This window comes from Streptomyces sp. Y1, from assembly GCF_041053115.1.
GTDB lineage: Bacteria > Actinomycetota > Actinomycetes > Streptomycetales > Streptomycetaceae > Kitasatospora > Kitasatospora rubellomurina.
Map to the genome: position 1 here is coordinate 723,275 of NZ_CP163445.1, position 26,370 is coordinate 749,644.

Below are 26,370 nucleotides of genomic sequence, written 5' to 3' on the forward strand. Positions count from 1 at the left end.
CGTGGAGCCGGGCGACGGAGTCGGTAGGCTGATCCCGTCCCCGCCGCCCGCCGGCCCGTTGTCCGGCCCCGGGCGGTGCCGCAGCAAGGAGGAACCACTGAGCATGGCAGGCACCGAATCGGAGCCCACAGGCGCACGCGACGCCTCGCTGCCGGCCCGCGCGAAGATCGCGGTCACGGCCGGGCGGGTCGCCGCCGCGGTGTCCCGCAAGGCCGGGCGCGGAAGCGGCTCGGTGATCGGCGGCAAGGTCGCCCTCAAGCTCGACCCCGACCTGCTCGCCACCCTCGCCGACCACCTGGACGTCGTCCTGGTCAGCGCGACCAACGGCAAGACCACCACCACCCGCCTGATCGCCGAGGCGCTGCGCGCCGCCGGCCCGGTGGTCTCCAACGCCCTCGGCGCCAACATGCCGGCCGGCATCACCTCCGCCCTGGCGGGCGGCACCGACGCCCGCTTCGGCGTCATCGAGGTCGACGAGAAGTACCTGGCGACGGTCGCCCGCGACACCCGCCCCAAGGCGATCGCCCTGCTCAACCTCTCCCGCGACCAGCTCGACCGCGCCGCCGAGACCCGGATGATGGCCGAGAAGTGGCGCGAGGGCCTGCAGGACACCGAGGCCGTGGTCATCGCCAACGCCGACGACCCGCTGGTGACCTGGGCCGCCTCCTCCTGCAAGAAGGTGGTCTGGGTGGCCGCCGGACAGGCCTGGAAGGAGGACGCCTGGTCCTGCCCCGCCTGCGGCGGCGTGATGCAGCGCCCCGGCGACGACTGGTTCTGTCAGGACTGCGGCTTCCGGCGCCCCAACCCGCACTGGGCGCTCCAGGGCACCCACGTGATCGACCCGCAGCGCGGCGCCTGGCCGATCCAGCTGCAGCTGCCCGGCCGGGCCAACCTGGCCAACGCCACCACCTCGGCCGCCGTCGCCGCCGTCTTCGGCGTCGCCCCGCAGGTCGCGCTGGAGCGGATGCAGTCGGTGGCCGCCGTGGCCGGCCGCTACGACGTCGTCCAGTACCAGGGCCGGGACATCCGGCTGCTGCTGGCCAAGAACCCGGCCGGCTGGCTGGAGACGTTCTCGCTGATCGACGGCCCGCCGGCCCCGGTCATCCTGTCCGTCAACGCGCTCGACGCCGACGGCACCGACACCTCCTGGCTGTGGGACGTCGACTACGAGCGCCTCGCCGGGCACCCGGTGTTCGTGATGGGCCAGCGCAAGCTCGACCTGGCCGTGCGCCTGGAGGTCGCCGGGCTGCAGTTCCACGTCGTGGACTCGCTGGAGCAGGCCGTCCGGATGGCCCCGCCCGGCCGGATCGAGGCCATCGCCAACTACACCGCCTTCCAGCAGCTGCGGAAGGTCGTGGCCGGCTGATGCCGCGCCCGAACGCCCAACTTTTCGTGATGGAAGGCCTTCGAGGATGAGTGAGAGCAGCCTGCGCGTGGTCTGGGTCTACCCCGACCTGCTCAGCACCTACGGCGACCGCGGCAACGCCCTGGTCGTGGAGCGCCGGGCCCGCCAGCGCCACCTCAACGTGACCCGGATCGACGTCCGCTCCGACCAGGCGATCCCCACCAGCGGGGACATCTACCTGATCGGCGGCGGCGAGGACCGCCCGCAGCGGCTGGCCGCCGAGCGGCTGCGCGCCGACAGCGGCCTGGTCCGGGCCGCCGAGAACGGCGCGATCATCTTCGGCGTCTGCGCCGGCTTCCAGATCATGGGCCACGAGTTCATCAACGACCTCGGCGAGCGCGAGCCGGGCCTGGGCCTGCTCGACGTCTGGACCCGGCGCGGCGAGGGCGCCCGCTGCGTCGGCGACGTGCTGGCCGACGTCGACCCGCAGCTCGGCCTGCCGCAGCTGACCGGTTTCGAGAACCACCAGGGCGTCACCCAGCTCGGCCAGGGCGTCCGCCCGTTCGCCACGGTCGGCGTCGGCCGGGGCAACGGCACCGGCGACGGCACCGAGGGCGCCTGGCGGGACACCGTCTTCGGCACCTACCTGCACGGCCCGGTGCTGGCCCGCAACCCCGCCGTGGCCGACATGCTGATCAAGCTGGCGCTGGACGTCAACGCCCTGCCGCCGGCCGACACCACCTGGTACGACGCGCTGCGCGCCGAGCGCATCGCGGCCACGACGCGCCCCGCGTAGTACTCCGCGACGCCCCGACCGGTTGCCCGCAATGCGGGCAACCGGCCCGCGGGCGGCCCCGGACGTACGACAATGGGGCTGCCTACTGCACACCCTCCTCGGCAGCAGGCTGCACTTCCACGCGGGGGCGCCGACGGCGCCGCTCCCGCGTCGGCTCCTGCCCGGCCGGACCAGGGGCCGTATGCTCGACTTCGCGGCCGTTTTCGGGCGTTCCGTCCGGATTCGGCCGGTCCTCCACCTCGCGGCCACCTCCCCGCCACTGCGGTGCGGGAGCGCCCCGCCACGGTGGCGGCTCGTCGTTCCAGCCTGTAGTCCGGCCGTTCCTCGGTTGCTCGGGAGTTGCAAAGCTAATGCGTATCGGAGTGCTGACCAGCGGCGGTGACTGCCCCGGACTGAACGCCGTGATCCGTTCCGTGGTGCACCGGGGGGTGGTCGACCACGGCGACGAGATCATCGGGTTCCAGGACGGCTGGCGAGGTCTCCTGGAGGGCGTCCACCGCCCGCTGACCCTCGACTCGGTGAGCGGCATCCTCGCCCAGGGCGGCACCGTCCTCGGGTCCTCCCGGGTGCAGCCCAGCCACCTGCGGGACGGGGTCGAGCGGGCCAAGAAGTACTGCTCCGACCTCGGCATCGACGCCGTCATCCCGATCGGCGGCGAGGGCACCCTGAAGGCCGCCAAGCTGATGAGCGACGCCGGGCTCCCCGTCGTCGGCGTCCCGAAGACCATCGACAACGACATCGCCGCCACCGACGTCACCTTCGGCTTCGACACCGCCGTCTCGGTCGCCACCGAGGCACTGGACCGGCTGAAGACCACCGCCGAGTCCCACCAGCGGGTCATGGTCGTCGAGGTCATGGGCCGGCACACCGGCTGGATCGCGCTCAACGCCGGCATGGCGGCCGGCGCGCACGCCATCGTCGTCCCGGAGCGCCCCTTCCACATCGACAAGCTGACCGATGTCGTGCGCGAGCGCTTCGACCGGCAGAAGAAGTTCGCGATCGTGGTCTGCGCCGAAGGCGCCAAGCCCGAGCCCGGCACCATGCACTGGGAGGAGGGCAGCAAGGACATCTACGGCCACGAGCGGTTCACCGGCATCGCCACCCAGCTCTCCCGCGAGCTGGAGCACCGCCTCGGCAAGGAGGCCCGCCCGGTGATCCTCGGCCACACCCAGCGCGGCGGCACCCCGACCGCCTACGACCGGGTGCTCGCCACCCGCTTCGGCTGGCACGCCGTCGAGGCCGTCCACAAGGGCGCCTTCGGGCACATCACCGCGCTGCAGGGCACCAACATCAACCTGGTCCCGCTGGCCGAGGCGGTCGCCGAGCTGAAGACCGTCCCGCAGGAGCGCTACCAGGAGGCCGAGACGGTCATCTGACCGTCCGCCCCTCCGGGCGCCCCCGGACGCGAAGTCCCGCTCCGGGGGCGCCCGGACGTGTTCCTCCACCGGGGCACCCCGAACACCCCGTCCGCATCGGCGTCGTGCGACCGGCCCGCGACGCGGACCCGCCGGTGGTCGGCGGGTCCGCGTCGCGGGCCGTGTCCCCCGGTCGGGGGTGGCGTCAGGCCGGGACGACCCGGTAGCTCTGGGCCGGGAAGGGCAGGTTGGACTGGGCGAGCGAGCCGCTGAGCCACGAGTAGCTGCCGGTGCAGCCGGCGCCGGGGTAGAGCTGCACGGAGGCGGAGCCGTTGGCGACCTGGACCGACCGGGCGGGCGTCGACAGGGCGTGGCAGGTACCGAAGTCGTTGAGGTCGACCGTGGTCACCGCGCCGCTCCCGCCGGTGCCCGTGTAGAGGTAGGCGCCCGGCTGCAGCGGAGGCCAGCCGGCGGCCTGCGCCCCTCCGGCGCCGAGGCCCAGCACGGCCGCGGCCACGGCGGCCGTGACGGCCGAACTGCGGAGCACCGCCTTGGGAGTGAACATGTGAACCACCTTCCAATCGTGTGAGGGTGTTGCGGGACCGGCCTCCATCGTTCGTCCCGAACCTTCCTTCCGCATCAGTCATTTGACTGTACGTCGATCATCGGATCGCACGGCTTCGGAAGCGGCGCGCGAGGGCTGCTACAGTCGAGGGGACCTGTAGTCGTGTGATCGAGGAGTGGCAGACGTGGCGGGTGACGACGACATCTCCGGGTGAGATCCGGATCTGACGGCCACCGGCCGGTGCTCCAGCAGCGCCGCCGAGGTGGTCCGTTTCGTCGTACCCCTTTTCCCGTCCCCGCCCAGGGCAGAGGTCCGCCTTCCTGCCCTCGCTCTCCTTCGAGGTCATCTCCATGTCCGACGCTGCCGTCGTCTGCTCGAACGTCTCCTTCGCCTGGCCCGACGACACCCCGGTCTTCCACGACCTGTCCTTCACCGTTCCCGCGGGCCGCACCGGCCTGGTCGCCCCCAACGGCTCCGGCAAGAGCACCCTGCTCAAGCTGATCGCCGGCGAACTCCGGCCCGCCACCGGCTCGGTGACAGTCACCGGCAGGCTCGGGCACCTGCGCCAGAGCCTGCCGCTGAGCGCCGACCTCACCGTCGCCGAGGTGCTCGACGTCGCCGGGATCATCCGCGCCATCGACGCCGTGGAATCCGGGGACGTCGACGAGCGGCACTTCACCACCATCGGCGACGACTGGGACATCGAGGAGCGCACCCGCGCCCAGCTCGACCGGCTCGGCCTGACCGGCCTGACCCTGGACCGCAGCCTGAGCACGCTCAGCGGCGGCCAGATCGTCTCCCTCGGCCTCGCCGCCCAACTCCTCAAGCACCCCGACGTGTTGCTGCTCGACGAGCCGACCAACAACCTCGACGCGCGCGCCCGGCACCAGCTCTACGACGTGCTGACGGACTTCACCGGCTGCCTGCTGCTGGTCAGCCACGACCGCGCGCTGCTGGACCGCATGCAGTCCATCGCCGAACTCGACGCCGGCGAACTGCGCTTCCACGGCGGCAACTTCACCGCCTACCAGGAGGCCGTCCGGGCCGAGCAGGAGGTCGCCGAGAAGAACGTCCGCAACGCCGAGCAGGAACTCAAGCGCGAGAAGCGGGAGATGCAGCAGGCCCGCGAACGCGCCGAGCGCCGCCAGAGCAACGCCGCCCGCAACCTCAAGAACGCCGGCCTGCCCCGCATCTTCGCCGGGACCATGAAGCGCGGCGCCCAGGAGTCCGCCGGCCGGGCCGGGCAGACGCACGCGGCCCGGGTCAGCGAGGCGAGGGCCCGGCTCGACGAGGCCGGACGAGCCCTGCGCGAGGAGCAGCGCCTCGCCCTGGACCTGCCCGACACCCAGGTGCCCGCCGGACGCAACCTCTTCCTCGGCGAGGGGCTGCAGGTGCGCCACGCCGGCCGGCCGGTGTTCGCCGACCACGGCGTCGACCTGAGCATCCGCGGCCCCGAGCGGATCGCGCTGACCGGGCCCAACGGCGCCGGGAAGAGCACCCTGCTGCGCCTGGTCACCGGCGAACTCGCCCCGGACGGCGGGGAGATCAGGCGCAGCGACGGTCGGATCGCGTACCTCTCCCAGCGCCTGGACCTGCTGGACCTCGACCGCACCGTGGCGGAGAACTTCGCCGCCTTCGCCCCCGAGCGGCCCGAGGCGGAGCGGATGAACCTGCTCGCCCGCTTCCTGTTCCGCGGCGCCCGCGCCCACCTGCCGGTCGGGGTGCTGTCCGGCGGGGAGCGGCTGCGCGCCACCCTGGCCTGCGTGCTGTGCGCGGAACCGGCGCCGCAGCTGCTGCTGCTCGACGAGCCGACCAACAACCTCGACCTGGTCAGCGCGGGCCAGTTGGAGAGCGCGCTGAACTCCTACCGGGGCGCGTTCCTGGTGGTCAGCCACGACGAGCGCTTCCTCGCCGAGATCGGGGTGAACCGCTGGCTCCGGCTGGCCGACGGCGGGCTGGAGGAGGGCGCGGCCCCGGCGGTGTGAGCCGGCGCCGGTCGGGCCGCCCTACCGGCAACGGCCTACCGGCGGTCGGCCCGGTGTGCGGGCGGGAGTCCGGGTGGGAGTGCAGCCGGGAGTACGGGCGGTTCGGGCAGCCAGTCGCGGGTGGGGTCGTACTCCAGCCAGCGGCTGCGCCCGGCCTCCTCGGCGCAGGCGGCGGCAAGGTCGTTCAGCCCCGGGTGCCCGTTCCCGGTGCACCACAGCAGCGACCAGGCGTACAGCGGCGTGGGGTCGACCAGCGGGACGGAGCGCAGCCCCGGCACGTCCGGCAGCGGCACGTCGGCGGGCACCAGCGCGAACGCCCTTGGCTCGCCCGCCACTTCGGCCAGGAAGTGGGCGAGGCCCAGGTTGACGCCGGTGGCCGTGCGCCGGACGCCGAACCGGTCGGCGAACCGCCGCAGGAAGTCGAGCCGGTCCAGCGCGCCGGGCGCCAGGAGCGTGCTGTCGCTCAACTGGTCCGGCCGCAGGGCCGGTTCGGCCGCGAGCGGGTGGTCGGTGCTCAGCACGGCGTCCACCGGTTCGAGCCGGACGAGGCGGTGGGCGAGCCCGGCGGGCAGCGGCGGGTGGACCCGGCCGAAGGCCGCGTCGATGTCGCCGTGCAGCAGCGCGGCCGTCGCCGAGGGCAGGTCGCGCCCGTGCCCCAGGGCCAGTTCCCCGGCCCGTCCGGCGACTTGGGCCAGGGTGCGCAGCGGCGCGTAGAGGTGCCCCCAGACGTCCACGCGCAGCGGACGGTCCGTCCCGGACACCGCCGCGACCGCGGCGTCGGCGGCGGCCACGGCCTGCCGGGCGGGCGGCAGGAAACGCCGCCCGGCCTCGGTGAGGCGCACCCCGTTGCCGCCGCGGTGCAGGAGCTCGGCGCCGAGCAGGGACTCCAGCCGCGCGATCCGCTTGGACAGCGCCTGCTGGGAGATGCCGAGCGCGGCGGCCGCCCGGCCGAAGTGCAGTTCCTCGGCGGTGCGCACGAAGGCCCGCACCTGCGCCACGTCGAGATCCATGGCCCCCAGCGTAGGCGACAACCGACGGCTGTCGGCCTCGCTCGTTCGTTGTTGGATCGCCGGGCGGCCGCGGCGGTTGCATGGTCCCCATGCAGAGACTGATTCCCACCGCGGAGCCCACCCGTCCCGTCGCCTTCGCCGACGCCTCCCAGCCCGTCCCGGAGCCCGACGAGGCCCTGATCAAGGTCGAGGCGTTCGCCCCCAACCGGGGCGAGACCTTCCTCCTCGAACGCCCCCGGCCGCAGTGGCTGCCGGGCAAGGACATCGCCGGGCTGGTCGTCCAGGCGGCGGCGGACGGCTCCGGCCCCGGCGTCGGCACCCGGGTCGTCGGGCACCCGCCGCAGGGCGGCTGGGCCGAGTACGCCGCCGTGCCCACGCACTCGCTCGCGGTGCTCCCGGACGGCGTCGACAGCGTACGGGCGGCGGCCCTGCCGCTGGCCGGGATCACCGCCCTGCGGCTGCTGCGCACGGCCGGCTCGCTGACCGGCCGGCGGGTGCTGCTGACCGGCGCCTCGGGCGGCGTCGGCCACTACGTCACCGAGCTGGCCGTGGGGGCCGGCGCGGAGCTGACCGCGGTGACGGCCACGCCGGCGCGCGGCGCGCGGCTCGCGGCCCTGGGCGCCCGGGTGGTCCACGACGTCGCGGCCGCCCAGGGGCCGTTCGACGTCGTGCTGGAGTCCACCGGCGGGCCGAACCTGCCCGTCGCGCTGTCGAAGGTGCGCCCGGGCGGCCTGCTCGTCTGGTTCGGCCAGGCGAGCCGCACGCCCGCGACCCTCGACTTCTTCGACCTGCTCAACGGGCCCGAGCGCGTGACGATCCAGCACTTCCACTACGCCGGAGCCCCGTACGGCGACGACCTCGCGGCACTGGTGAGCCTGGTGGAGCAGGACCGGCTGCACCCGGAGATCGGCCGCACCGAGGACTGGGCGCGGACCGCCGAGACCCTGGTCGACCTGCGGGAGCGCCGGATCCGCGGCAAGGCCGTCCTGCTGACCGGCGGAGGACGATGACCGGCACGAGGTCACGCGGAGCGCGCCGGGAGGGGGGTACCGCCCGGCGCGCTCCCGGCGTAGCGGCGCACACTGTGGACGCCCGTGACGCAGGCTTTGCAATTGCATGACAAGCGCCTGCGAATGCTTCCCTCGCCGCCGATCATGATCACAGAATGTCTCGACACCAGGCCGCGATCACCTCCGATTCCGAGGGATCGGCCGCGCGTTTCCATCCCGCAGAAAGCCACGTCGAGCATGCGCAGAACCGGCCCACCGCCACCCGCCCCCCGCACCGCGCCCGGTACGGCCCCGAGCGCCGCACCGCGTACCGCGACCGCCGTACCGGCGCGCGGGAAGGCGGGGCCGTGCTCCGCCACGTGATGCGCAAGGCGGTCGGCTGGCTGGCCATGATCGTGGTCGCCACCAACGCCACGTACGTCCTCGCCTCCTGGTTCCTCGACCCGAGGTCCAACTACCTGGGCACGCGCCCGATCCGCACCGAGGCGGAGATCGACCGGGCCCTGGCGCCGTACAACCTGGACCCGCGGGTGCCGCTGGTGGACCGCTGGTGGCACTGGCTCCGCGACGTGGTGCTGCACTTCGACTGGGGCAAGTCCCCGGTCGGGGCCCCGGTGAACGACGAGATCGGCTTCCGCGTCCTGGTCAGCGGCCAACTGGTCACCGCCGCCACGCTGTTGTCGGTGCTCCTCGGTGTCGCGCTGAGCGTGTCCACCGCGTCCCGGCAGTACGGCTGGTGGGACCGGTTCACCCAGCTGGTCTCGGTCTTCCTGTTCAACGTCCCCACGGCCGTCGCCGCGCTGGGCGTGGTCCTCGTCGGGATCTGGCTCAACCAGAGCCTCGGGCTGCGCTTCCTGTACGTCGCCGGGGAGAAGTCCCCGACCGTCGAGGGCCTGCTGCCCACCCTGGCCGACCGGCTGCAGCACCTCATCCTGCCGACGCTGAGCCTGACCCTGCTGGGCTACGTGGGCTACCACCTGACCCAGCGCACCCTGCTGCTCGACGCCATCGACTCGGACTACGTGCGCACCGCGCGCGCCACCGGGCTGACCCGCGCCCAGGCGATCCGCCGCCACGCGCTGCGCGCCTCGCTGATCCCCACCACCACCTCCCTGGCCTTCGGCATCCCCGCCGTGTTCACCGGCGCGGTCGTCACCGAGACCGTCTTCGGCTGGAACGGCATGGGCCAGTACTTCACCCAGACCATCGCCAAGAACGACGTGCACGGCGCCGTCGCGGTCGCGGCGTTCGGCGCGGCCATGACCGCCATCGGCGCCGTCCTCGCGGACATCGCCGTCGTCGTCCTCGACCCACGGGTGCGGGTGAACTGACATGACGACATCCGTGATCCCGTCCGCGGCGCGGCCCGCCGCGGGCAGCGGCCGGCTGTACCTGCGCCGCTTCGCCCGCAACCGCGGCGCCCTGCTCGGCGTGGCGCTGTTCGCCCTCCTGGTCCTGTTCAGCGCCTTCGGCGGCCTGTTCTCGCCGTACGCGCCCACCGACGCGGACTTCACCGCGCTCACCCAACCCCCGGGCGCAGCCCACTACTTCGGCACCAACCAGGGCGGCAACGACGTCTACGCCCAGGCCGTGCACGGTCTGCAGCGCTCGCTGGTGATCGCGGTCAGCGTGTCGGCGCTGACCATCGTGCTGGCCGCGCTGATCGGCGCGGGAGCCGCGTACCTGGGCGGCCGGGTGGAGAAGCTGACCCTCGCGGTCATCCACTTCCTGCTGGTGGTCCCGTCGTTCCTGATCCTCGCCCTGGTCTCGCACCGCCTCGCCGGCGACTGGCGGGTGCTGATCGTCGTGCTCACCGTCTTCGGCTGGATGACCACCGCCCGCGTCGTCTGGTCGCTGTCCACCTCGCTGCGCGAGCGCGACTACGTGCTGGCCGCCGAGTTCATGGGCGTGCGGCCGTGGCGGATCGTGGTGCGGCACATCATCCCCAACCTCGGGTCCCTGCTGGTGGTCAACCTGACCCTCGGCGTCGTCGCCACCGTGCTCAGCGAGACGGCCCTGTCGTTCCTCGGCTTCGGCGTGCAGACCCCCGACGTGTCGCTGGGGACGATGCTCGCGGACGGCTCCGGCACCATCACCAGCGCCCCCTGGCTGTTCGTGTTCCCCGCCGGCCTCGTCGTCCTGCTCACGGTGTCGATGACGCTCGTCGGCGACGGGCTGCGCGACGCGCTCGACCCCACCTCGGTATCGGCCGCCTCGGGAGGCGCACGATGAGCATCACCCTCGCACCGGCCCCCGAGCGCCCGTCGCCCGGCGGCGGGCCGGCCCCCGTGCTGTCCGTACGGGACCTGCGGATCACCTTCCCGTCCGAGGCCGGACCGGTCGAGGCGGTGCGCGGGGTCAGCTTCGACGTGCTGCCCGGCCGGACGCTGGGCATCGTCGGCGAGTCCGGCTCGGGCAAGTCCGCGACCGCGATGGGCGTGATGGGCCTGCTGCCGCCGACCGCCCGGATGTCGGGCGAGGTGCTGCTCGGCGGCCGCGACCTGGTCGGCCTGGACGACACCCGGCTGTCCCGGGTGCGCGGCCGGGAGATCGGCATGGTCTTCCAGGACCCGCTGTCCGCGCTCACCCCGATCTTCTCGGTCGGCCGGCTGCTGTCCGACGCGCTGCGCGTGCACCAGAGCCTGTCCAAGCAGGCCGCGTGGGAGCGCGCGGTGGAGCTCCTCGACCTGGTCGGCATCCCCGAACCCCGGCGCCGCGCACGGTCGTTCCCGCACGAGTTCTCCGGCGGGATGCGCCAGCGCGTGGTCATCGCCCTGGCCATGGCGAACGCGCCCTCGGTCATCGTGGCGGACGAGCCCACCACCGCCCTCGACGTGACCGTCCAGGCCCAGATCCTGGACGTGCTGCGGACGGCCCAGGCGGAGACCGGCGCGGGCGTCGTGCTGATCACCCACGACCTCGGCGTCGTCGCCGGGTACGCCGACGAGGTCGCCGTGATGTACGCCGGGCGGATCGTCGAACGGGCGGGCGTCGACGCGCTGTTCCGGCGCCCCACCATGCCGTACACCATCGGGCTGCTGGGCGCCGTCCCCCGCCCCGACGCCCCGCAGGACCGCCCGCTGGTACCGATCGGCGGCGAACCCCCGTCCCTGGTGGCGCTGCCCACCGGGTGCCCCTTCGCGGACCGGTGCCCCGCCGTGCTCGACCGCTGCCGCACGGCGGAACCCGCGGCGGTCCCCGTCGCCGGGCACGGGCAGGTCGCCTGCCTGCGCGCCGAGGAGATCGCCGACGGACGGCTGCGGGCGGCCGCGCTCTTCCCGGCGCCGGCCGGCAGCACCGTCGACACCGGAACCACCGGCGAAGTGGTCCTGCGGGTCTCCGGCCTGGCGAAGACCTTCCCCGTCACCAAGGGCGCCTTCCTGAAGCGCCGCACCGGCACGCTGCACGCCGTCAGCGACGTCGAGTTCGACCTCCGGGCCGGCGAAACCCTGGGCCTGGTCGGCGAGTCCGGCAGCGGCAAGACCACCACGCTCCTGGAGATCCTGCGGCTCAGGCCGCCGGAGCGCGGCCGGATCGAGGTCGCCGGGACGGACGTCGCCGGGCCCCTCCCCGCCGACCGGCTGCGGGAGCTGCGCGGCGCGGTGCAGATCGTCATGCAGGACCCGATGGGCTCCCTCGACCCCCGGCTCACGGTGTTCCAGCTGCTCGCCGAACCGCTGCAGGCGGTCGGCGTCGACCGGCCGGCGGTCCGGGCCCGGGTGGCCGAACTCCTGGGCCTGGTCGGCCTCGACGCCTCGGTGACGGAACGCTTCCCCGCCGCCCTCTCCGGCGGGCAGCGCCAACGCGTCGGCATCGCCCGCGCCCTGGCCACCCGGCCCCGGATCGTGGTCCTGGACGAGCCGGTCTCCGCCCTGGACGTCTCCGTGCAGGCCGGCGTGGTCAACCTGCTCACCCGGCTCAAGCGCGAGCTCGGCCTGGCGTACCTGGTCGTCGCCCACGACCTGGCCGTGATGCGGCACTTCGCCGACCGCATCGCCGTCATGTACCTCGGGCACGTCGTCGAGAGCGGCAGCACCGAAGCCCTCTTCACGGACCCCCGGCACCCGTACACCGAGGCCCTGCTCTCGGCGATCCCCGTACCCGACCCGCGGCGCGAACGCACCCGCGAACGGATCGTCCTCGACGGCGAGCAGCCGAGCGCCACCGACCTGCCGCAGGGCTGCGTCTTCGTCGACCGCTGCCCGCTGTACCGGCGACTCACCGACGACGGGCTGCGCGAGCGCTGCCGTACGCAACGGCCCGCCCTGGGCCCGGCCGCGCCCGGCTCCGACCACCGCCACGCCTGCCACGCCCGCTGAACACCCCACCGCACAAAGGAATGAGGACCCACACCGCCATGCGATCGAGAATCGCCGTCCCCGCAGCCGCCCTCACCGCGGCCCTCGCCCTCGCCCTCTCCGCCTGCAGCTCCACCGGCCCCGGCGCACCGGACGCCGGCAAGGCCCCCGGCCAGGGCAGCTCCGCCACCGCGGCCTCGGCGAAGGTCGACTACAACCCGCAGCCCTACGACAACGTCAAGGAGGGCGGCACCTACACCAGCGCGGGCACCATCGACGACCAGGGCAACCCCTTCAACGCCAACGCCACGCTCACCGCCAAGCGCGTCTGGTTCTGGTACAACCCGGACGTCATCACCTACTCCCCCACCGGCGAGGTGCAGTACAACCCGGACTACCTCAGCGACGTCAAGTCCGAGGTCGTCGACGGCAACCAGCGGGTCGTCCTCACCCTCAACCCGGCGGCCACCTACAACGACGGCACCCCGATCGACTGGACGGCCGTCAAGGCGACCTGGCAGGCCAACAGCGGCGCCGACAAGGAGTACAACGCGGCCGACACCGAGGGCTACAGCCTCATCACCTCGGTCACCCGCGGCACGGACGACAAGCAGGCCGTCATCGAGTTCAAGGGCGCCGCCCCCTGGTGGTCCAGCCTGTTCACCACCTTCCTGCATCCCAAGGCCGCCACCGTCGCCGGCTACAACGACGCCTACGTCAAGGCCGTCCACCCCGAGTGGGGCGCCGGCCCGTACACGGTCGGGACCTTCGACGCCAAGACCGGCGACCTCACCTTCGTCCGCAACCCCAAGTGGTGGGGCAAGAAGGGCAAGCTCGACAAGCGCGTCTACGTCAACCTGGAGTCGGACGCCGCCGCCAACGCCTTCAAGAACGGCCAGATCGACTACACCTCCGCCGGCGACGCCGAGGGCCTGAAGCGGCTCTCCGGCGTCCAGGGCACCGGGATCCGCCAGGGCGGCAGCCCGTTCGCCTACTCCTTCTACCTCAACGCCAAGTCCCCCAACCTGCAGGACATCCAGGTCCGCAAGGCCCTCCTGGAGAGCGTCGACCGGGCCCAGATCGCCAAGATCCAGTTCCAGGGCCTGGGCGACTACAGCGAGCCGCTGCCCGGCTCCCTGCTGCTCTTCAGCTTCCAGAAGGGCTACTCCGACAACGTCGGCGCCGTCATCAAGCACGACCCGGAGGACGCCAAGAAGACCCTGGACGCCGCCGGTTGGAAGCCCGGCAGCGACGGCATCCGCGAGAAGGACGGCAAGAAGCTCACCGTCACCTACACCCTGCGCGGCAACGACCCCCTGGAGAAGGCCACCGCCGGCGCCCTCGTCCAGATGCTCAAGCCGGTCGGCATCCAGATCGACCTCAAGACCTCCACCGCCGCCGACTTCAGCAAGATCCTCACCGACCACAGCTTCGACATCTTCCTCGTCGGCAACCGCGCCCCCGACCCCTTCGGCACCCGCTACCTGTGCCAGTTCTACTGCAGCGACAGCAGCTCCAACATCGTGAGCATCGGCTCCCCCGACCTCGACAAGGAGATCCACGCCGTCGCCGCCATCGCCGACCCCGACCAGCAGACCACCCAGGCCAACGCCGTCGAACGCAAAGCCCTCGAACAGTACGGCTACCTGCCCCTCTTCAGCGGCCCCTCCATCTACGGCATCAAGACCGGCCTCGCCAACGTCGGCGCCACCATCTTCGCCACCCCCCTCCCGGAAACCGTGGGCTGGCAGAAGTAGCCCCCTCCCGCAACGCCCTGTGGCCGCCCCACCGGACCCCGATCCGGTGCGGCGGCCACCGCCACGCGCTGGCGTCAGCAGCTCAGGGCGGTCACCACGTGCCGATGTCGGCGGGGTCGACGTCCGTTGTCCAGGGGACGGTGCGGTTGGTGGGGGGCTGGGTGGCGTGGTCGACCCAGGCTTCGAGGGCTTTGAAGGCGGTGCGGTAGAAGGGGAGGAGGGGGCGGAGGCGGTCGGGGTAGGTGTCGCAGAAGCCGTCGACGTGGTTGCCGGCCTCGATGCGGTACTGGCGGTGGAGGTGGGCGCGGCCGGCGGTGGCGACGAGGTGGGTGTAGCGGTCGGAGTGGAGGGTGATGGGGAGGAGGGCGTCCAGGGTGCCGTGGAGGGAGAGGAGGGGTTTGCCGATCGCGCCGGTGAGGGAGACGCGGGCGACGGCTTCGCGGACGGCCGGTGGACGGGTGGGGTAGGGGTAGTCGGCGTCGGGGCCCGGGTAGTGGGGGGTCGAAGACGGCGCGGTAGGTGCGTTGGGTGAAGTCCCAGTAGAGCTGGTGGTGGAGGTCCCAGAGGAACTCCGAGCCGGGCGGCAGGCCTGCCTCGATCAGCCGGACATGGGCGTCCGGGTCGGCGCCGTCGCGGTAGGCCGGGTAGTGGGCGAGCACCGCGGGCAGGTGGGTGAGCAGGTTGGGGCCCTCGGGGAGCCAGAGCGGGCCCTCCCAGTCGACGCCGCCGTCGTAGAGGTCGGGGAAGCGCTCCAGCTGGACCCGGGTGAGGTAGCCGCCGTTGGAGATGCCGGTGACGTAGGTGCGCTCCGGTTCGGTGCCGTAGTGGTGCCGGACGGCGGCACGGGCGGCGAGGGCGAGTTCGTGCAGGCGGTCGGTCCATTCGGCGAGGGCGTCGCCCGGCTCGCTGCCAACAAGAGAGAAGTCGGGCCCGGAGTTCCCCTTGTCGGTGGCGGCGTAGGCGTAGCCCTCGGCCAGGGCGTGGTCGGCGATCAGCCGGTCGGCGGCGTACTGGCGGCGGATGCCGGGTGCGGCGGTGACGACCAGGCCGCCGTTCCAGGCGGCGGGCAGCCGGAGGACGAACTGGGCGTCGTGGTCCCAGCCGTGGTTCGGGTTGAGCCGGGTGGCGGAGGGGAAGCAGCCGTCGACCTGCCATCCCGGCACCGGGCGGGCCGGCTGCGGGGTGTCCGCGCTGTGGAGTCCGTCCCAGTCGGCGAGGACCGTGTGGCCGCGGGACAGGGTGCCGGCGGTGGTCAGGTCGTCGAGGGCCACCGCGTGCTGCCGTTCGGCTCCGGGCACGCGCGGTGCCCATCCGGTCGGGGCGGTCGGGGCCGGGGCGCCCGTCATCGCGGGTCTCCTTCCGTTGGGGCCTGATCATGAGGCCGGGCGATGGGGCCGGGTGATGGGGCCGGATCACGCAGCTTCGTCGGGGCGCGCGGCCCCTGGCCAGGTGGCCGACCCCCACAGAGGGACGGTCGGGGTGTGCGCCACCGCCATAGGACGGACACGACGGAATCCGTAGCGTGTCACGCACTCGGCCCTCGGCTCGGAGGAGTGAACACGGCATGTGGAGAAGCGGTAGGCGAAGAGGCGCGGGCTGGGTGCTCGCGGGCGTGCTGGCGCTGGTCGGCGCGATCATCCCGTCCGGAACGGCCACGGCCGCTGCGACAACAGCGGCGGTGCCGGCCAACCTGACCCTGGAGGCGACCTACCCCACCGTCGCCAACGGCTGGGACCACGTCGAGCGGTACCTCGACACCACCCCCGGCTTCCGGCAGGAGCAGTATCCGCCGGACGGCCGCGGCAACCAGGACGGCCAGCGCCTCACCTTCTTCGGCGGCGTCAAGCAGCCCTTCTCCGGCCGCTTCCTGCTCTACTCGGCCCCGGGCTGGAACACCGGCGCGCACCAGGTCCCGGTGCTGCTGGTGCACGGCGCCAACGACAACCCGGACCGGGCCTGGGCCAACCCCGGCGAGTCCGGCGGCTACGGCTGCGGCGCCGCCTCCTGCCCGAGCACCGGGCTGATGCAGAAGCTGGCCGGGCAGGGCTACCGGGTCTTCGCGATCGGCTTCGCGCACAAGCAGGGCGACAACCTGATGCAGGCCCAGGAGGTCGGCGACGCGGTCGCGCTGATCCGTGCCAAGCTCGGCGTCCCGCAGGTGGACCTGGTGGGCTGGAGCAAGGGCGAGATGTCCACCCGCGCCTACGTGTCCTCGGTCAAGCCCTCCTGGGGCCGCCCGTACGCGGGCGACGTGCGCAAACTGATCACCCTCGGCGGGCCGAACGGCGGCTACGACTACCCCTTCGCACACGGGTGGGCGCACGACTTCTCGATCTGGCCGCAGTGCGGCGGCGCGATCAACGCCCCGTCCCCGCACCTGCACATGACCTGCTACGGCACCTACACCGCGCACCCCGAGTTCTCCTTCACCCCCACGAGCGGCTACGACGACTACCCGGGGCAGCGGCAGATGCTGGCGCGCTGGGACTCGGTCTTCGGCATCGACCAGACCCAGCAGGACTGGTACACGACCTACTACGGCGGCCAGGGCTTCTACACCGACGGCGGTGGCATCCAGGCCGCGATCGACGCCGGCTCGCTGGTCGCCCCGCTGAAGCAGGCCGGGGTCCCGGCCTCGGTGACGGCCTACCTGCTGGCCGGCGGCACCCCCAACATCCTCGGCATCTACAACGAGAACCGCGGCCCCAGCGACGGCGTGGTCTTCGTGTCCAGCGCGCTGGACACCACCGGCTTCGGCACCGTCGGCGGCACCGCGCTGATCGCCACCGCCAACCACCTGGAACTCGGCTGGGACGGCGCGGCGAGCGCGCAGGTCGCCGGCTGGCTGAACTGAGGACGCCCCGGATGATCACCGACCGACTGACGGCCACCGACCGGTTGACCGTCAACTACGCCGAGGTCGAGGGCCGCACCACCGGGGAGCCCGTGGTCCTCGTGCACGGCAACGTCTCCTCCAGCGTCTTCTGGCACCCGACCATGGCCGCGCTCCCCACCCGCTACCGCCCGCTCGCGCCCGACCTGCGCGGCTTCGGCGGCACCGAGCCGCTGCCGGTGGACGCCACCCGGGGCCTGCGCGACCACAGCGAGGACCTGCTCTCGTACGTCCGGGCCCTGGCGCTCGGCCCGGTGCACCTGGTCGGCTGGAGCATGGGCGGCGGGGTGGTGCTGCAACTGCTGCGCGACCACCCGGACTTGGTCCGCTCGCTCACCCTGGTCAACCCGGTCTCCCCGTACGGCTTCGGCGGCACGCACGGGGTCGACGGCACGCTCAACTCGCCGGACGGCGCGGGCTCCGGAGCAGGCGGCGCGGCGCCGGAGTTCGTCCGGCTGCTGCGCGAGGGCGAGTCGGGCGCCGGGTCCCCGTTCGCGCCCCGCGCGGTGCTGGACACCGCCTACGTCAGCGAACCGTTGACGGGGTCGGACCGCTACGTGGCCGCGATGCTGACCACCCGAATCGGGGACGACCACTACCCGGGTGACAGCCGGACGAGCGAGGCCTGGCCGGGCTTCGGGCCCGGGGAGCGCGGGGTGCTCAACTCGATGGCGCCGACGCACTTCCGGATCGACGACCTCGAGCTGGTCGAGCCGAAGCCGCCGGTCCTGTGGATCCGCGGCTCGGCCGATGTGATCGTCTCCGACACCTCGCTCTTCGACCTGGCCCACCTGGGCGCCATCGGCGCGGTGCCGGGCTGGCCCGGAGCGGACACCTGCCCGGCGCAGCCGATGGTCGCGCAGACCCGCGCCGTGCTGGACCGCTATGCCGCGGCGGGCGGCCGGGTGCACGAGGTGGTGGTCCAAGGGGCCGGGCACAGCGTGCAGTTGGAGCGGCCGAAGGAGTTCCTGGCCGCGCTGGTGGACGCGCTCGGCGACGCCTGACCGAACGACCCCGCACCCCCTGGCCGGTTGGAGCCGGCCGCCCAGGGGGTGCGGGCGGGTCAGCGCCGCGAGCGGCGGACGGCGATCAGGCTGCCGCCGAGCACCAGGAACAGCACGGTGATCAGCAGCGCCGGCACCGGGTTGCGGCTGCCGGTGGGCGGCAGCGGCGGCTTGGGCGTCGGGCCCGGGCCGGGCGTCGGGCTCGGGCTCGGGCTCGGGCTCGGGCTCGGGCTCGGGCTCGGGCTGGGCGTCGCGCTCCGGACGGTGGTGCTGGTCGAGCAGGTGCCGTCCGCCGCCCGCCGGGCGGCCTCGCCGCCGGAGCAGTTGGAGCCGTCCGCCGTCAGCCGGTTGACCAGGGTCTTGCCGCCCGCGTCCGGCCGCACGGTGACGGTGTACGTGAGCGTCTCCGTCGCACCCGGCCGGACGTCCAGGGTCCACGTCAGCCGCGGCGCGGAGTAGGCCGTCCGCCCGCTGCTGGCACGGGCATCGGCGCCGTAGCTCGCGCCGTCCAGGACCCCGGAGAGGTCGTCGGTGACGACGGCGCCGAGGTACGTGCCGCCGGCCCGGTTGGTCGCGGTGACGGTGTACGTGACGGTGTCGCCGGCCTTCGGGTGCGCCGGGCTCGCCTGCTTGGTGAGCAGGAGGTCGTGCCGCACGGTGATCGGCTCGGTCGGCGTCGCCACCGCCGTGTGGGCGGTCGCCGCCGGGTCGGGACCGCCGGTGACCACCGCCGTGTTGACCGGGACGGCCGTGGCGTCCGGGTCCAGCGTGCCGGACAGCGTCCAGGACGCCGTCGTCCCCACCGGGATCTCGACGGCCGGACAGGTCGCGACCCCGTCCGCGACCGGGCACGGCGTACCGTCCGCGTCGGACGCCATCGACGCGCCGCCCACCCCGGCGGGCACCCGGTCGGTGACGACCACGTTCCGCGCCAGCGAGGGCCCGTCGTTGGTGACGGTGACCCGCCACCGGATCTGCTGCCCGGCGACGACCGGGGAGGTCAGCAGCACCTTGGCGACGGTCAACCGCGCTTGCGGCGAGGGCGAGGTGGACGGAGAAGCGACCGCCGTACGGGTCGGGTCGCTCGGGTCCGGCCCACCGGTCACGGTCGCCGTGTTGGTCGGCGTGACGCTGGCCCCGGCGTCCAGCGTGCCGGACAGCGTCCAGGTCATCGAAGCACCCACGGCGATCTCGACGGCCGGGCAGGTCGCGACGCCGCCGACGACCGGGCAAGCCGTGCCGTCATCGGCCGCCATCGAGGCGTTCGACACCCCGGCCGGGACGTGGTCCACGACGACGACATCGCGGGCCCTGGCCGGTCCCCGGTTGGTGACGGTCACCCGCCACCGGATCTGCTCCCCCGGCACCACCGGGTCGGTGAGCAGCACCTTCGACACGGTCAACCGCGCCTGCGGGGAAGGCGAGTTGGAGGGCGAGGCGACCGCCGTGTGGGTCGGCGTGCTCGGGTCCGGACCACCGGTGACGGTGACCGTGTTGGTCGGCGTCACGGTCGCGTTCGGGTCCAGCGTGCCGGACAGCGTCCAGGTCGTCGAAGCACCCGCGGCGATCTCGACGGCCGGGCAGGTCGCGACGCCGCCGCTGATCGGGCACGCGGTACCGTCCGCGTCGGACACCATCGACACGTTCGACACCCCGGCCGGCACTCGATCGGCCACGACCACGTCCCGAGCCCGCGAGGGCCCGTTGTTCGTCACCGACACCTGCCACCGGATCTGCTCCCCCGGCACCACCGGGTTCGTCAGCAGCACCTTCGACACGACCAGATTCGCCTGCGGCGACGGCGAGTTCGACGGCGAAGCCACCGCCGTGTGCGAGGACGCGGACGGATCCGGACCACCCGTCACCACCGCCGTGTTCGTCGGCGTGACGGTGGCGTCGGCGTCGAGCGTCCCGCTCAGCGTGTACGAGGCCGACTGCCCGACCTCCAGCTCGATGGCGGGGCAGGTGGCGACGCCGGTGCCGATCGGGCAGGCGCTCCCGTCCTCGTCCGAGACCATCGCGGCTCCGGACACGCCGTCCGGCACCCGGTCGGTGACCACGACGTCGCGCGCCCGGGACGGACCGTTGTTGGTCACCGTCACCCGCCACGCGATGGCCCCGCCCGGCACCACCGGGTCGGTCACCAGCACCTTGGCCAGGCTCAGCCGCGCCTGCGGCGACGGCGAGCCGGTCGGCGAGGCGACGGCCGTGTGGGTCGGCGTGCTCGGGTCCGGGCCGCCGGTCACCACGGCCGTGTTCGTCGGCGTCACGGTCGCGTCCTGCGCGAGGGTGCCGGAGAGCGTGTACGTCACCGTCCGGCCGACCGGGATCTCGACCCCCGGGCAGGTGGCCACGCCGCCCGCGACCGGGCAGGCCTCCTTCGTCCCGTCCGGGGACAGCGAGGCACCGACGACGCCGTCCAGGATCCGGTCGCTGACCACGACGTTCCGGGCCTGGCTCGGTCCGTTGTTGGTGACGCTGATCCGCCACTCGATCAGCTGCCCGGGCACGACCGGGTCGGTGAGCAGCGTCTTCGACACGGTCAGCCGCGCCTGCGGCGACGGCGAGCCGGTCGGCGAAGCGACGGCCGTGTGCGCCGTCGCGGTCGGATCGGGGCCGCCGGTGACGGTGGCGACGTTGAAGGGGGTGCTGGTCGCGGCGGAGTCGAGCGTTCCCGTGACGGTGTAGGACACGCTGCCACCGGCCGGGATCTCGACGGCCGGGCAGGTCGCCGTGCCGCCGCTGATCGGGCAGACCGAGCCGTCCGCGTCCGAGGTCATGCTCGGGCCGTCGACCAGGGCCGGGAGGGTGTCCGTGACGACGACGTTCCGGGCCCGCGACGGGCCTCGGTTGGTCACCGTCACCCGCCACTGGATCTGCTGCCCCGGGACGACCGGGTTGGTCACCAGCGCCTTGGCGATGCTCAGGTTCGCCTGCGGCGAGGGCGAGTTGGTGGGCGAGGCCACCGCCGTGTGCGCGGTCGCGCTCGGGTCGGGGCCGCCCGTCACCACCGCCGTGTTCGTCGGCGTCACCGTCGCATCCGGCGCCAGCGTGCCGGTCAGCGTGTACGAGGCCGTCTGCCCGACCTCCAGCTCGATCGCCGGACACACCGCCGTCCCGTTCGCGACCGGGCAGAGGCTCGCGTCCGCGTCCGACTGGAGAACGGCGTTGCCGACGCCGTCCGGGATCCGGTCGGTGACGATGACGTTCCGCGCCCGCGAGGGGCCGTTGTTGGTCACCGACACCCGCCACTGGATCGTCTCCCCGGGGACGACCGGGTTCGTCAGCAGCACCTTCGACACCGACAGGTTCGCCTGCGGCGCGGGCGAGTTGGTGGGCGAGGCCACCGCCGTGTGCGCGGTCGCGCTCGGGTCGGGGCCGCCCGTCACCACCGCCGTGTTCGTCGGCGTCACCGTCGCGTCCTGCACGAGCGTGCCGGTCAGCGTGTACGACGCCGTCTGCCCGACCTCCAGCTCGATCGCCGGACACACCGCCGTCCCGTTCGTCACCGGGCAGACGCTCCCGTCCGCGGCGGTCATGCTCGCCGCGCTGACGCCGTCCGGTACGCGGTCCGTGACCACGACGTCCCGCGCCCGCGACGGGCCGTTGTTCGTCACCGACACCCGCCACTCGATCTGCTGTCCCGGCACCACCGGATCAGTGAGCAGCACCTTCGAGACGACCAGACTTGCCTGCGGGGAGGGCGAGTTGGTGGGCGAGGCCACCGCCGTGTGCGCGGTCGCGGTCGGGTCGGGGCCGCCCGTCACCACCGCGGTGTTCGTCGGCGTCACCGTGGCGTTCGGGTCGAGCGTCCCGGACAGCGTCCAGGTCCGCGTCTCCCCGGCCGGGATCTCGACCGCGGGGCAGGTCGCCGTACCGCCGCTGATCGGGCAGGCGGTACCGTCCTGCGCGGTCATCGACGGGCTCGACACCCCGGACGGCACCTGATCCGTGACGACCACGTTCCGCGCCCGCGAAGGCCCGTTGTTCGCCACCGACACCTGCCACTGCACCTGCTGCCCCGGCACCACCGGGTTGGTCAACAACACTTTCGACACGACCAGATTCGCCTGCGGCGACGGCGAGTTCGACGGCGAAGCCACCGCCGTGTGCGAGGACGCGGACGGATCCGGACCACCCGTCACCGTCACCGAGTTCGCCGGCGTCACCGTCGCATTCGGGTCCAGCGTGCCACTCAACGTCCAACTCACCGACGACCCCACCGCGATCTCCACCGCCGGACACGTCGCGACACCGCCGTTGACCGGACACACCGTCCCGTCCGAAGCCACCATCGAGGCGCCACTCACACCCGCCGGCACCTGGTCCGTCACGACCACGTTGCGCGCCCGCGAGGGGCCGTTGTTCGTGACGGTCACCCGCCACTGGATCTGCTTCCCCGGCACCACCGAATCAGTGAGCAGGGCCTTGGAGACGGTGAGGCCGGCCTGCGGCGACGGGAAGGTCGACGGCGAGGCGACGGCGGTGTGCGCCGTGACGGACGGGTCGGGCCCACCGGTGACGACCGCCGTGTTCGTCGGCGTCGCCGTCGCGTTCGGATCCAGCGTGCCGCTCAACGTCCAACTCACCGACGAACCCACCGGAATCTCCACCGCCGGACACATCGCGACACCACCACTGACCGGACACACCGACCCGTCCGAAGCCACCATCGAAGCACCACTCACACCCGCCGGCACCTGGTCCGTCACGACCACGTTCCGTGCCCGCGAAGGCCCGTTGTTCGTCACCGAAACCCGCCACTGCACCTGCTCCCCCGGCACCACCGGGTTCGTCAGCAGCACCTTCGACACGACCAGATTCGCCTGCGGCGAAGGCGAGTTCGACGGCGAAGCCACCGCCGTGTGCGAGGACGCGGACGGATCCGGACCACCCGTCACCGTCACCGAGTTCGCCGGCGTCGCCGTCGCGTTCGGATCCAGCGTGCCACTCAACGTCCAACTCACCGACGACCCCACCGGAATCTCCACCGCCGGACACGTCGCGACACCACCACTGACCGGACACACCGACCCGTCCGAAGCCACCATCGAAGCACCACTCACACCCACCGGCACCTGGTCCGTCACGACCACGTTCCGCGCCCGCGAAGGCCCGTTATTGGTCACCGACACCCGCCACTGCACCCGCTCCCCCGGCACCACCGGACTCGTCAACAACACCTTCGACACCGCCAGGTTCGCCCGCGGGGAAGGCGAGGAGGTCGGCGAGGCGACGGCGGTGTGCGCCGTGGCCGACGGGTCCGGCCCACCGGTGACCACCGCCGTGTTCGTCGGCGTCACCGTCGCGTTCGGATCCAGCGTGCCGCTCAACGTCCAACTCACCGACGACCCCACCGCGATCTCCACCGCCGGACACGTCGCAACACCACCACTGACCGGACACACCGACCCGTCCGAAGCCACCATCGAAGCACCACTCACACCCACCGGCACCTGGTCCGTCACGACCACGTTCCGCGCCCGCGAAGGCCCGTTGTTCGCCACCGACACCCGCCACTGCACCCGCTCCCCCGGCACCACCGGACTCGTCAACAACACCTTCGACACCGCCAGGTTCGCCCGCGGGGAAGGCGAGGAGGTCGGCGAGGCGACGGCGGTGTGCGCCGTGGCCGACGGGTCCGGCCCACCGGTGACCACCGCCGTGTTCGTCGGCGTCGCCGTCGCGTTCGGATCCAGCGTGCCGCTCAACGTCCAACTCACCGACGACCCCACCGCGATCTCCACCGCCGGACACGTCGCAACACCACCACTGACCGGACACACCGACCCGTCCGAAGCCACCATCGACGCGCCACTCACACCCACCGGCACCTGGTCCGTCACGACCACGTTCCGCGCCCGCGAAGGCCCGTTATTGGTCACCGACACCCGCCACTGCACCCGCTCCCCCGGCACCACCGGACTCGTCAACAACACCTTCGACACCGCCAGGTTCGCCCGCGGCGAGGGAGACGAGGTCGGCGAGGCGACGGCCGTATGCGACGACGCGTGCGGATCCGGACCACCCGTGACCACCGCTGTGTTCGTCGGCGTCACCGTCGCGTTCGGATCCAGCGTGCCGCTCAGCGTCCAACTGGCCGTCCCGTTCACCGGAATGGTCACGGCCGGGCACGTGGCAACCCCACCACTGATCGAACACGCCGACGCGTCCTGGTCGTTGACCATGCTCGCGCCGGTCACCCCGGCCGGGATCCGGTCGGTGACGACCACGTTCCGGGCCGTCGACGGGCCGTTGTTGGTGACCTCGACCTGCCACTTGATCGGCTGGCCGGGGACGACCGGGCTGGTCAGCAGGGTCTTGGACACCACCAGGTTCGCCTGGTGGTCGGGCGGGACGGGGTTGGCCCTGCTGGTGCAGTCGGGCGAGCAGCCGGGGTCGGTGGCGCCGCTCGGCGGGGTGACGGTGGCGCGGTTGTCCAGGGAGCCGACGGCGTCCGGCGGAACCGTCCCGGTGAGCCGATAGCTGACCTGGCCGCCGGCCGGGATGTCGACCGTCGTGTTGATGTTGCCGGTGCCGCTCGCCGCGCCGCCGCAACTGCTGCCACCAACCGCCGTACAGGTCCAGGTGAAGTTCTGGATCGCGGCGGGCAGGGTGTCGCGGACGGAGGCGCCGACCGCGTCCGAGGGGCCGTCGTTCTTCACGACGATCGTGTAGGTCAGCGGCTGCCCGGGCACGTACGGGCTCTTGTCGGGCGTCTTCGTCACCGACAGTCCGGTGGTCACCCGCCCCGGCGTGTCGACGGTGCTGGAGCAGGTCGGCCCGCAGTTCGGGTCCGTCGTGGCGCTCGGGCGGGTCACCGTCGCGGTGTTCGAGAGCGTGCCGGTGGTGGCGGAGGGGACGGTGCCCGTCACCGTGTACGTCACGGAGTCGTTCGCGGCGACGGTCGCCGTCGTGTCGATGCTGCCGGTGCCGCTCGCGGCGCCGCAGGCGCTGCTCCGGGAGCCCGCCGCACAGGTCCAGGTGAAGCCGGACAGCGCGGACGGCAGCGCGTCGCGGACGGCCGCGTCGACGGCGGGCGCCGGCCCCGCGTTGCTCACCACGACGGTGTAGGTGAGCGTCTGCCCCGGGACGTACGTGGTCGGGGCGGCCGACTTCCGGACGGACAGGGCGACCTGGGTCACCCACTCGATGACGATCTGGCCGTTGCCGCCGTTGCTGTAGCCGCCGCCGTCGCCGATGCCGCTGCCGCCCACGTACTGGGCGTCGGTGCGCCCGCCCGAGGTGCCGCCCACGCCGTTGCCGGTGCTGTTGGTGCCGTTGGAGGTCTGGGTGTTGGTGACGCCGGCGCCCCGGTTGTAGCCGGATCCGCCGCCGCCCATGCCGTTGGCGTCCAGGGCTCCGCCGCGCTGGCAGGCGCCACCGCCACCGCCGTAGTAGCCGCCGCCACCCCCGCCGCCGCCCTCGTACTGCGGCGCACTGGCACCCCGGCCGCCCTGGTACTGGCTTCCGGCTCCGGCGGTCGCGCAGGAGGTCTGGGTGGCCGCCGCGCCGCCCGCGGTCTGGGTGCCGCCCCGGCCGGAGGCGGTCGGTTGGTTGTCCTGGCCGCCGTTGGCGCCGCCACCGCCGCCGGCCGCCGGGGTGAGGGCGTCGGCGCCGGGCGAGGATCCGCCGCCACCGCCGGCGATGAGCAGCGGGTTGCTGCCGGAGGCGCCGTTCCACACGGCGCTCATGCCGCCGCCGCTGCCGCCGGTCGCGCTGGCCCCGGCGCCGTTGGTGAAGCCCTGGCCGCCGGCCCCGCCGCCGCCGTACGTCGAGCTGGTGCTGTTCAGCTGCCCGCCCTGCCCGACCGTGAGGGTCAGGGACTGGCCGGGGGTCACGGCGAGGGCGCCGGTGGTGTAGCCGCCACCGCCGCCGCCGTACTGGCCGGTGTAGTACGGCCGGGGGGAGCCCGCGCCGCCGGCGCCGAACACCCGGGCGTAGACGCTGCTCACCCCGGGCGGCACGGTGAAGGTCTGGTCGCCGCCGCTGTAGGTGAAGCGCGCGCAGTTGGTGAAGCCGGTGCTCGGCGTGCACGCGACCTGCGCCCGCTGCTTCGCGGGCAGGCTCCGCGGCGCGTGGGCGGGCGGGGCGGCGGCGAGCGCGAGTCCGCTCTGGGGCACGAGGCAGAGCAGCGCGAGCACGCCTCGCATCGCCGTCGAGAACCGACCGCCGAGCAACGACTTCACCGGAGCCATCCGGCGTCTCCTCTCGCGACCCGCGCCGCCGCGCACCTGCGCCGACGCGGATGTGCGGGCGCGGCTGTGCGGGCGCGGCTGTGCGGACAACACGACAGTCAGGGGAATGCGCGCATGCGCGATCAGAGGATTGCCGAGGTCAGGCGCACGTCAG

15 protein-coding genes and 1 pseudogene are annotated in these 26,370 nt (G+C 73.2%); 11 read left to right on the forward strand and 5 right to left on the reverse strand.

Going from position 1 to position 26,370, the window contains the following annotated elements; translation table 11 throughout:
• The first annotated feature begins 103 nt into the window (after positions 1 to 103).
• The 3 genes from AB2U05_RS02925 to AB2U05_RS02935 all read left to right on the forward strand — a co-directional run bounded on the left by AB2U05_RS02925 (position 104) and on the right by AB2U05_RS02935 (position 3,517).
• On the forward strand, positions 104 to 1,366 hold the full coding sequence (locus tag AB2U05_RS02925) for a MurT ligase domain-containing protein (RefSeq protein WP_045693245.1): 1,263 nt from the start codon (positions 104 to 106) through the stop codon (positions 1,364 to 1,366).
• A gap of 46 nt (positions 1,367 to 1,412) precedes the next feature.
• A complete protein-coding gene (locus AB2U05_RS02930) occupies positions 1,413 to 2,141 on the forward strand; it encodes a type 1 glutamine amidotransferase (RefSeq protein WP_045693246.1) in 729 nt (242 codons plus the stop codon).
• Between the two features lie 350 nt (positions 2,142 to 2,491).
• Complete coding sequence (locus AB2U05_RS02935) at positions 2,492 to 3,517, forward strand: 6-phosphofructokinase (RefSeq protein ID WP_045693247.1); 1,026 nt, start codon at positions 2,492 to 2,494, stop codon at positions 3,515 to 3,517.
• Between the two features lie 184 nt (positions 3,518 to 3,701).
• Here the strand turns inward: AB2U05_RS02935 and AB2U05_RS02940 are convergent, their stop codons facing one another.
• Entirely contained in the window at positions 3,702 to 4,061 is a 360-nt protein-coding gene (locus AB2U05_RS02940) for a hypothetical protein (RefSeq protein ID WP_045693248.1), read from the reverse strand.
• A 350-nt stretch (positions 4,062 to 4,411) separates the two neighbouring features.
• Between AB2U05_RS02940 and abc-f the strand changes: the two genes are divergently transcribed.
• Entirely contained in the window at positions 4,412 to 6,046 is a 1,635-nt protein-coding gene (abc-f, locus tag AB2U05_RS02945; RefSeq protein WP_369182322.1) for a ribosomal protection-like ABC-F family protein, read from the forward strand.
• Positions 6,047 to 6,081: 35 nt separating this feature from the next.
• Here abc-f and AB2U05_RS02950 read toward each other — a convergent pair whose 3' ends face one another.
• On the reverse strand, positions 6,082 to 7,056 hold the full coding sequence (locus tag AB2U05_RS02950; RefSeq protein ID WP_369182323.1) for a LysR family transcriptional regulator: 975 nt from the start codon (positions 7,054 to 7,056) through the stop codon (positions 6,082 to 6,084).
• An 89-nt stretch (positions 7,057 to 7,145) separates the two neighbouring features.
• Between AB2U05_RS02950 and AB2U05_RS02955 the strand changes: the two genes are divergently transcribed.
• From AB2U05_RS02955 to AB2U05_RS02975, 5 genes are all read left to right on the forward strand, one after another.
• Positions 7,146 to 8,066, forward strand: coding sequence for a zinc-binding dehydrogenase (locus AB2U05_RS02955; protein WP_045693251.1), 921 nt, complete (start codon positions 7,146 to 7,148; stop codon positions 8,064 to 8,066).
• Between the two features lie 347 nt (positions 8,067 to 8,413).
• The gene (locus AB2U05_RS02960; RefSeq protein ID WP_369185882.1) at positions 8,414 to 9,397 is read left to right on the forward strand and encodes an ABC transporter permease; all 984 of its coding nucleotides are present in this window, start codon (positions 8,414 to 8,416) and stop codon (positions 9,395 to 9,397) included.
• Between the two features lies 1 nt (position 9,398).
• A complete protein-coding gene (locus AB2U05_RS02965) occupies positions 9,399 to 10,298 on the forward strand; it encodes an ABC transporter permease (RefSeq protein WP_045693253.1) in 900 nt (299 codons plus the stop codon).
• The gene (locus AB2U05_RS02970; RefSeq protein WP_369182324.1) at positions 10,295 to 12,385 is read left to right on the forward strand and encodes a dipeptide ABC transporter ATP-binding protein; all 2,091 of its coding nucleotides are present in this window, start codon (positions 10,295 to 10,297) and stop codon (positions 12,383 to 12,385) included. The genes AB2U05_RS02965 and AB2U05_RS02970 overlap by 4 nt, the downstream gene beginning before the upstream one ends.
• A 38-nt stretch (positions 12,386 to 12,423) precedes the next feature.
• Positions 12,424 to 14,121 (forward strand): ABC transporter family substrate-binding protein, encoded by a 1,698-nt coding sequence (locus AB2U05_RS02975; RefSeq protein WP_369182325.1) that lies wholly within the window; start codon positions 12,424 to 12,426, stop codon positions 14,119 to 14,121.
• 91 nt (positions 14,122 to 14,212) lie between these two features.
• Here the strand turns inward: AB2U05_RS02975 and AB2U05_RS02980 are convergent, their stop codons facing one another.
• Complete coding sequence (locus AB2U05_RS02980; RefSeq protein WP_369185883.1) at positions 14,213 to 14,527, reverse strand: hypothetical protein; 315 nt, start codon at positions 14,525 to 14,527, stop codon at positions 14,213 to 14,215.
• Between the two features lie 373 nt (positions 14,528 to 14,900).
• Positions 14,901 to 15,467, reverse strand: a pseudogene (locus AB2U05_RS02985) (tannase/feruloyl esterase family alpha/beta hydrolase); the annotation flags it as partial.
• 218 nt (positions 15,468 to 15,685) lie between these two features.
• Between AB2U05_RS02985 and AB2U05_RS02990 the strand changes: the two are divergent.
• On the forward strand, positions 15,686 to 16,975 hold the full coding sequence (locus AB2U05_RS02990; protein WP_369182326.1) for an esterase/lipase family protein: 1,290 nt from the start codon (positions 15,686 to 15,688) through the stop codon (positions 16,973 to 16,975).
• Positions 16,976 to 16,986: 11 nt separating this feature from the next.
• Positions 16,987 to 18,018 (forward strand): alpha/beta fold hydrolase, encoded by a 1,032-nt coding sequence (locus AB2U05_RS02995; RefSeq protein ID WP_369182327.1) that lies wholly within the window; start codon positions 16,987 to 16,989, stop codon positions 18,016 to 18,018.
• Between the two features lie 59 nt (positions 18,019 to 18,077).
• Here the strand turns inward: AB2U05_RS02995 and AB2U05_RS03000 are convergent, their stop codons facing one another.
• Positions 18,078 to 26,216, reverse strand: a complete 8,139-nt coding sequence (locus AB2U05_RS03000; RefSeq protein ID WP_369182328.1) for a hypothetical protein — start codon at positions 26,214 to 26,216, stop codon at positions 18,078 to 18,080.
• Between the last annotated feature and the right edge of the window lie 154 nt (positions 26,217 to 26,370).

What these genes read in the sequence shown, in the direction of transcription:
- AB2U05_RS02930 (WP_045693246.1), top strand. Translation starts at nt 1,413, where the DNA reads ATGAGTGAGAGCAGCCTGCGCGTGGTCTGGGTCTACCCCGACCTGCTC.
- AB2U05_RS02940 (WP_045693248.1), bottom strand. Translation starts at nt 4,061, where the DNA reads ATGTTCACTCCCAAGGCGGTGCTCCGCAGTTCGGCCGTCACGGCCGCC.
- AB2U05_RS02955 (WP_045693251.1), top strand. Translation starts at nt 7,146, where the DNA reads ATGCAGAGACTGATTCCCACCGCGGAGCCCACCCGTCCCGTCGCCTTC.
- AB2U05_RS02950 (WP_369182323.1), bottom strand. Translation starts at nt 7,056, where the DNA reads ATGGATCTCGACGTGGCGCAGGTGCGGGCCTTCGTGCGCACCGCCGAG.
- AB2U05_RS02975 (WP_369182325.1), top strand. Translation starts at nt 12,424, where the DNA reads ATGCGATCGAGAATCGCCGTCCCCGCAGCCGCCCTCACCGCGGCCCTC.
- AB2U05_RS02965 (WP_045693253.1), top strand. Translation starts at nt 9,399, where the DNA reads ATGACGACATCCGTGATCCCGTCCGCGGCGCGGCCCGCCGCGGGCAGC.
- AB2U05_RS02925 (WP_045693245.1), top strand. Translation starts at nt 104, where the DNA reads ATGGCAGGCACCGAATCGGAGCCCACAGGCGCACGCGACGCCTCGCTG.
- abc-f (WP_369182322.1), top strand. Translation starts at nt 4,412, where the DNA reads ATGTCCGACGCTGCCGTCGTCTGCTCGAACGTCTCCTTCGCCTGGCCC.
- AB2U05_RS03000 (WP_369182328.1), bottom strand. Translation starts at nt 26,216, where the DNA reads ATGGCTCCGGTGAAGTCGTTGCTCGGCGGTCGGTTCTCGACGGCGATG.
- AB2U05_RS02970 (WP_369182324.1), top strand. Translation starts at nt 10,295, where the DNA reads ATGAGCATCACCCTCGCACCGGCCCCCGAGCGCCCGTCGCCCGGCGGC.
- AB2U05_RS02995 (WP_369182327.1), top strand. Translation starts at nt 16,987, where the DNA reads ATGATCACCGACCGACTGACGGCCACCGACCGGTTGACCGTCAACTAC.
- AB2U05_RS02990 (WP_369182326.1), top strand. Translation starts at nt 15,686, where the DNA reads ATGTGGAGAAGCGGTAGGCGAAGAGGCGCGGGCTGGGTGCTCGCGGGC.
- AB2U05_RS02935 (WP_045693247.1), top strand. Translation starts at nt 2,492, where the DNA reads ATGCGTATCGGAGTGCTGACCAGCGGCGGTGACTGCCCCGGACTGAAC.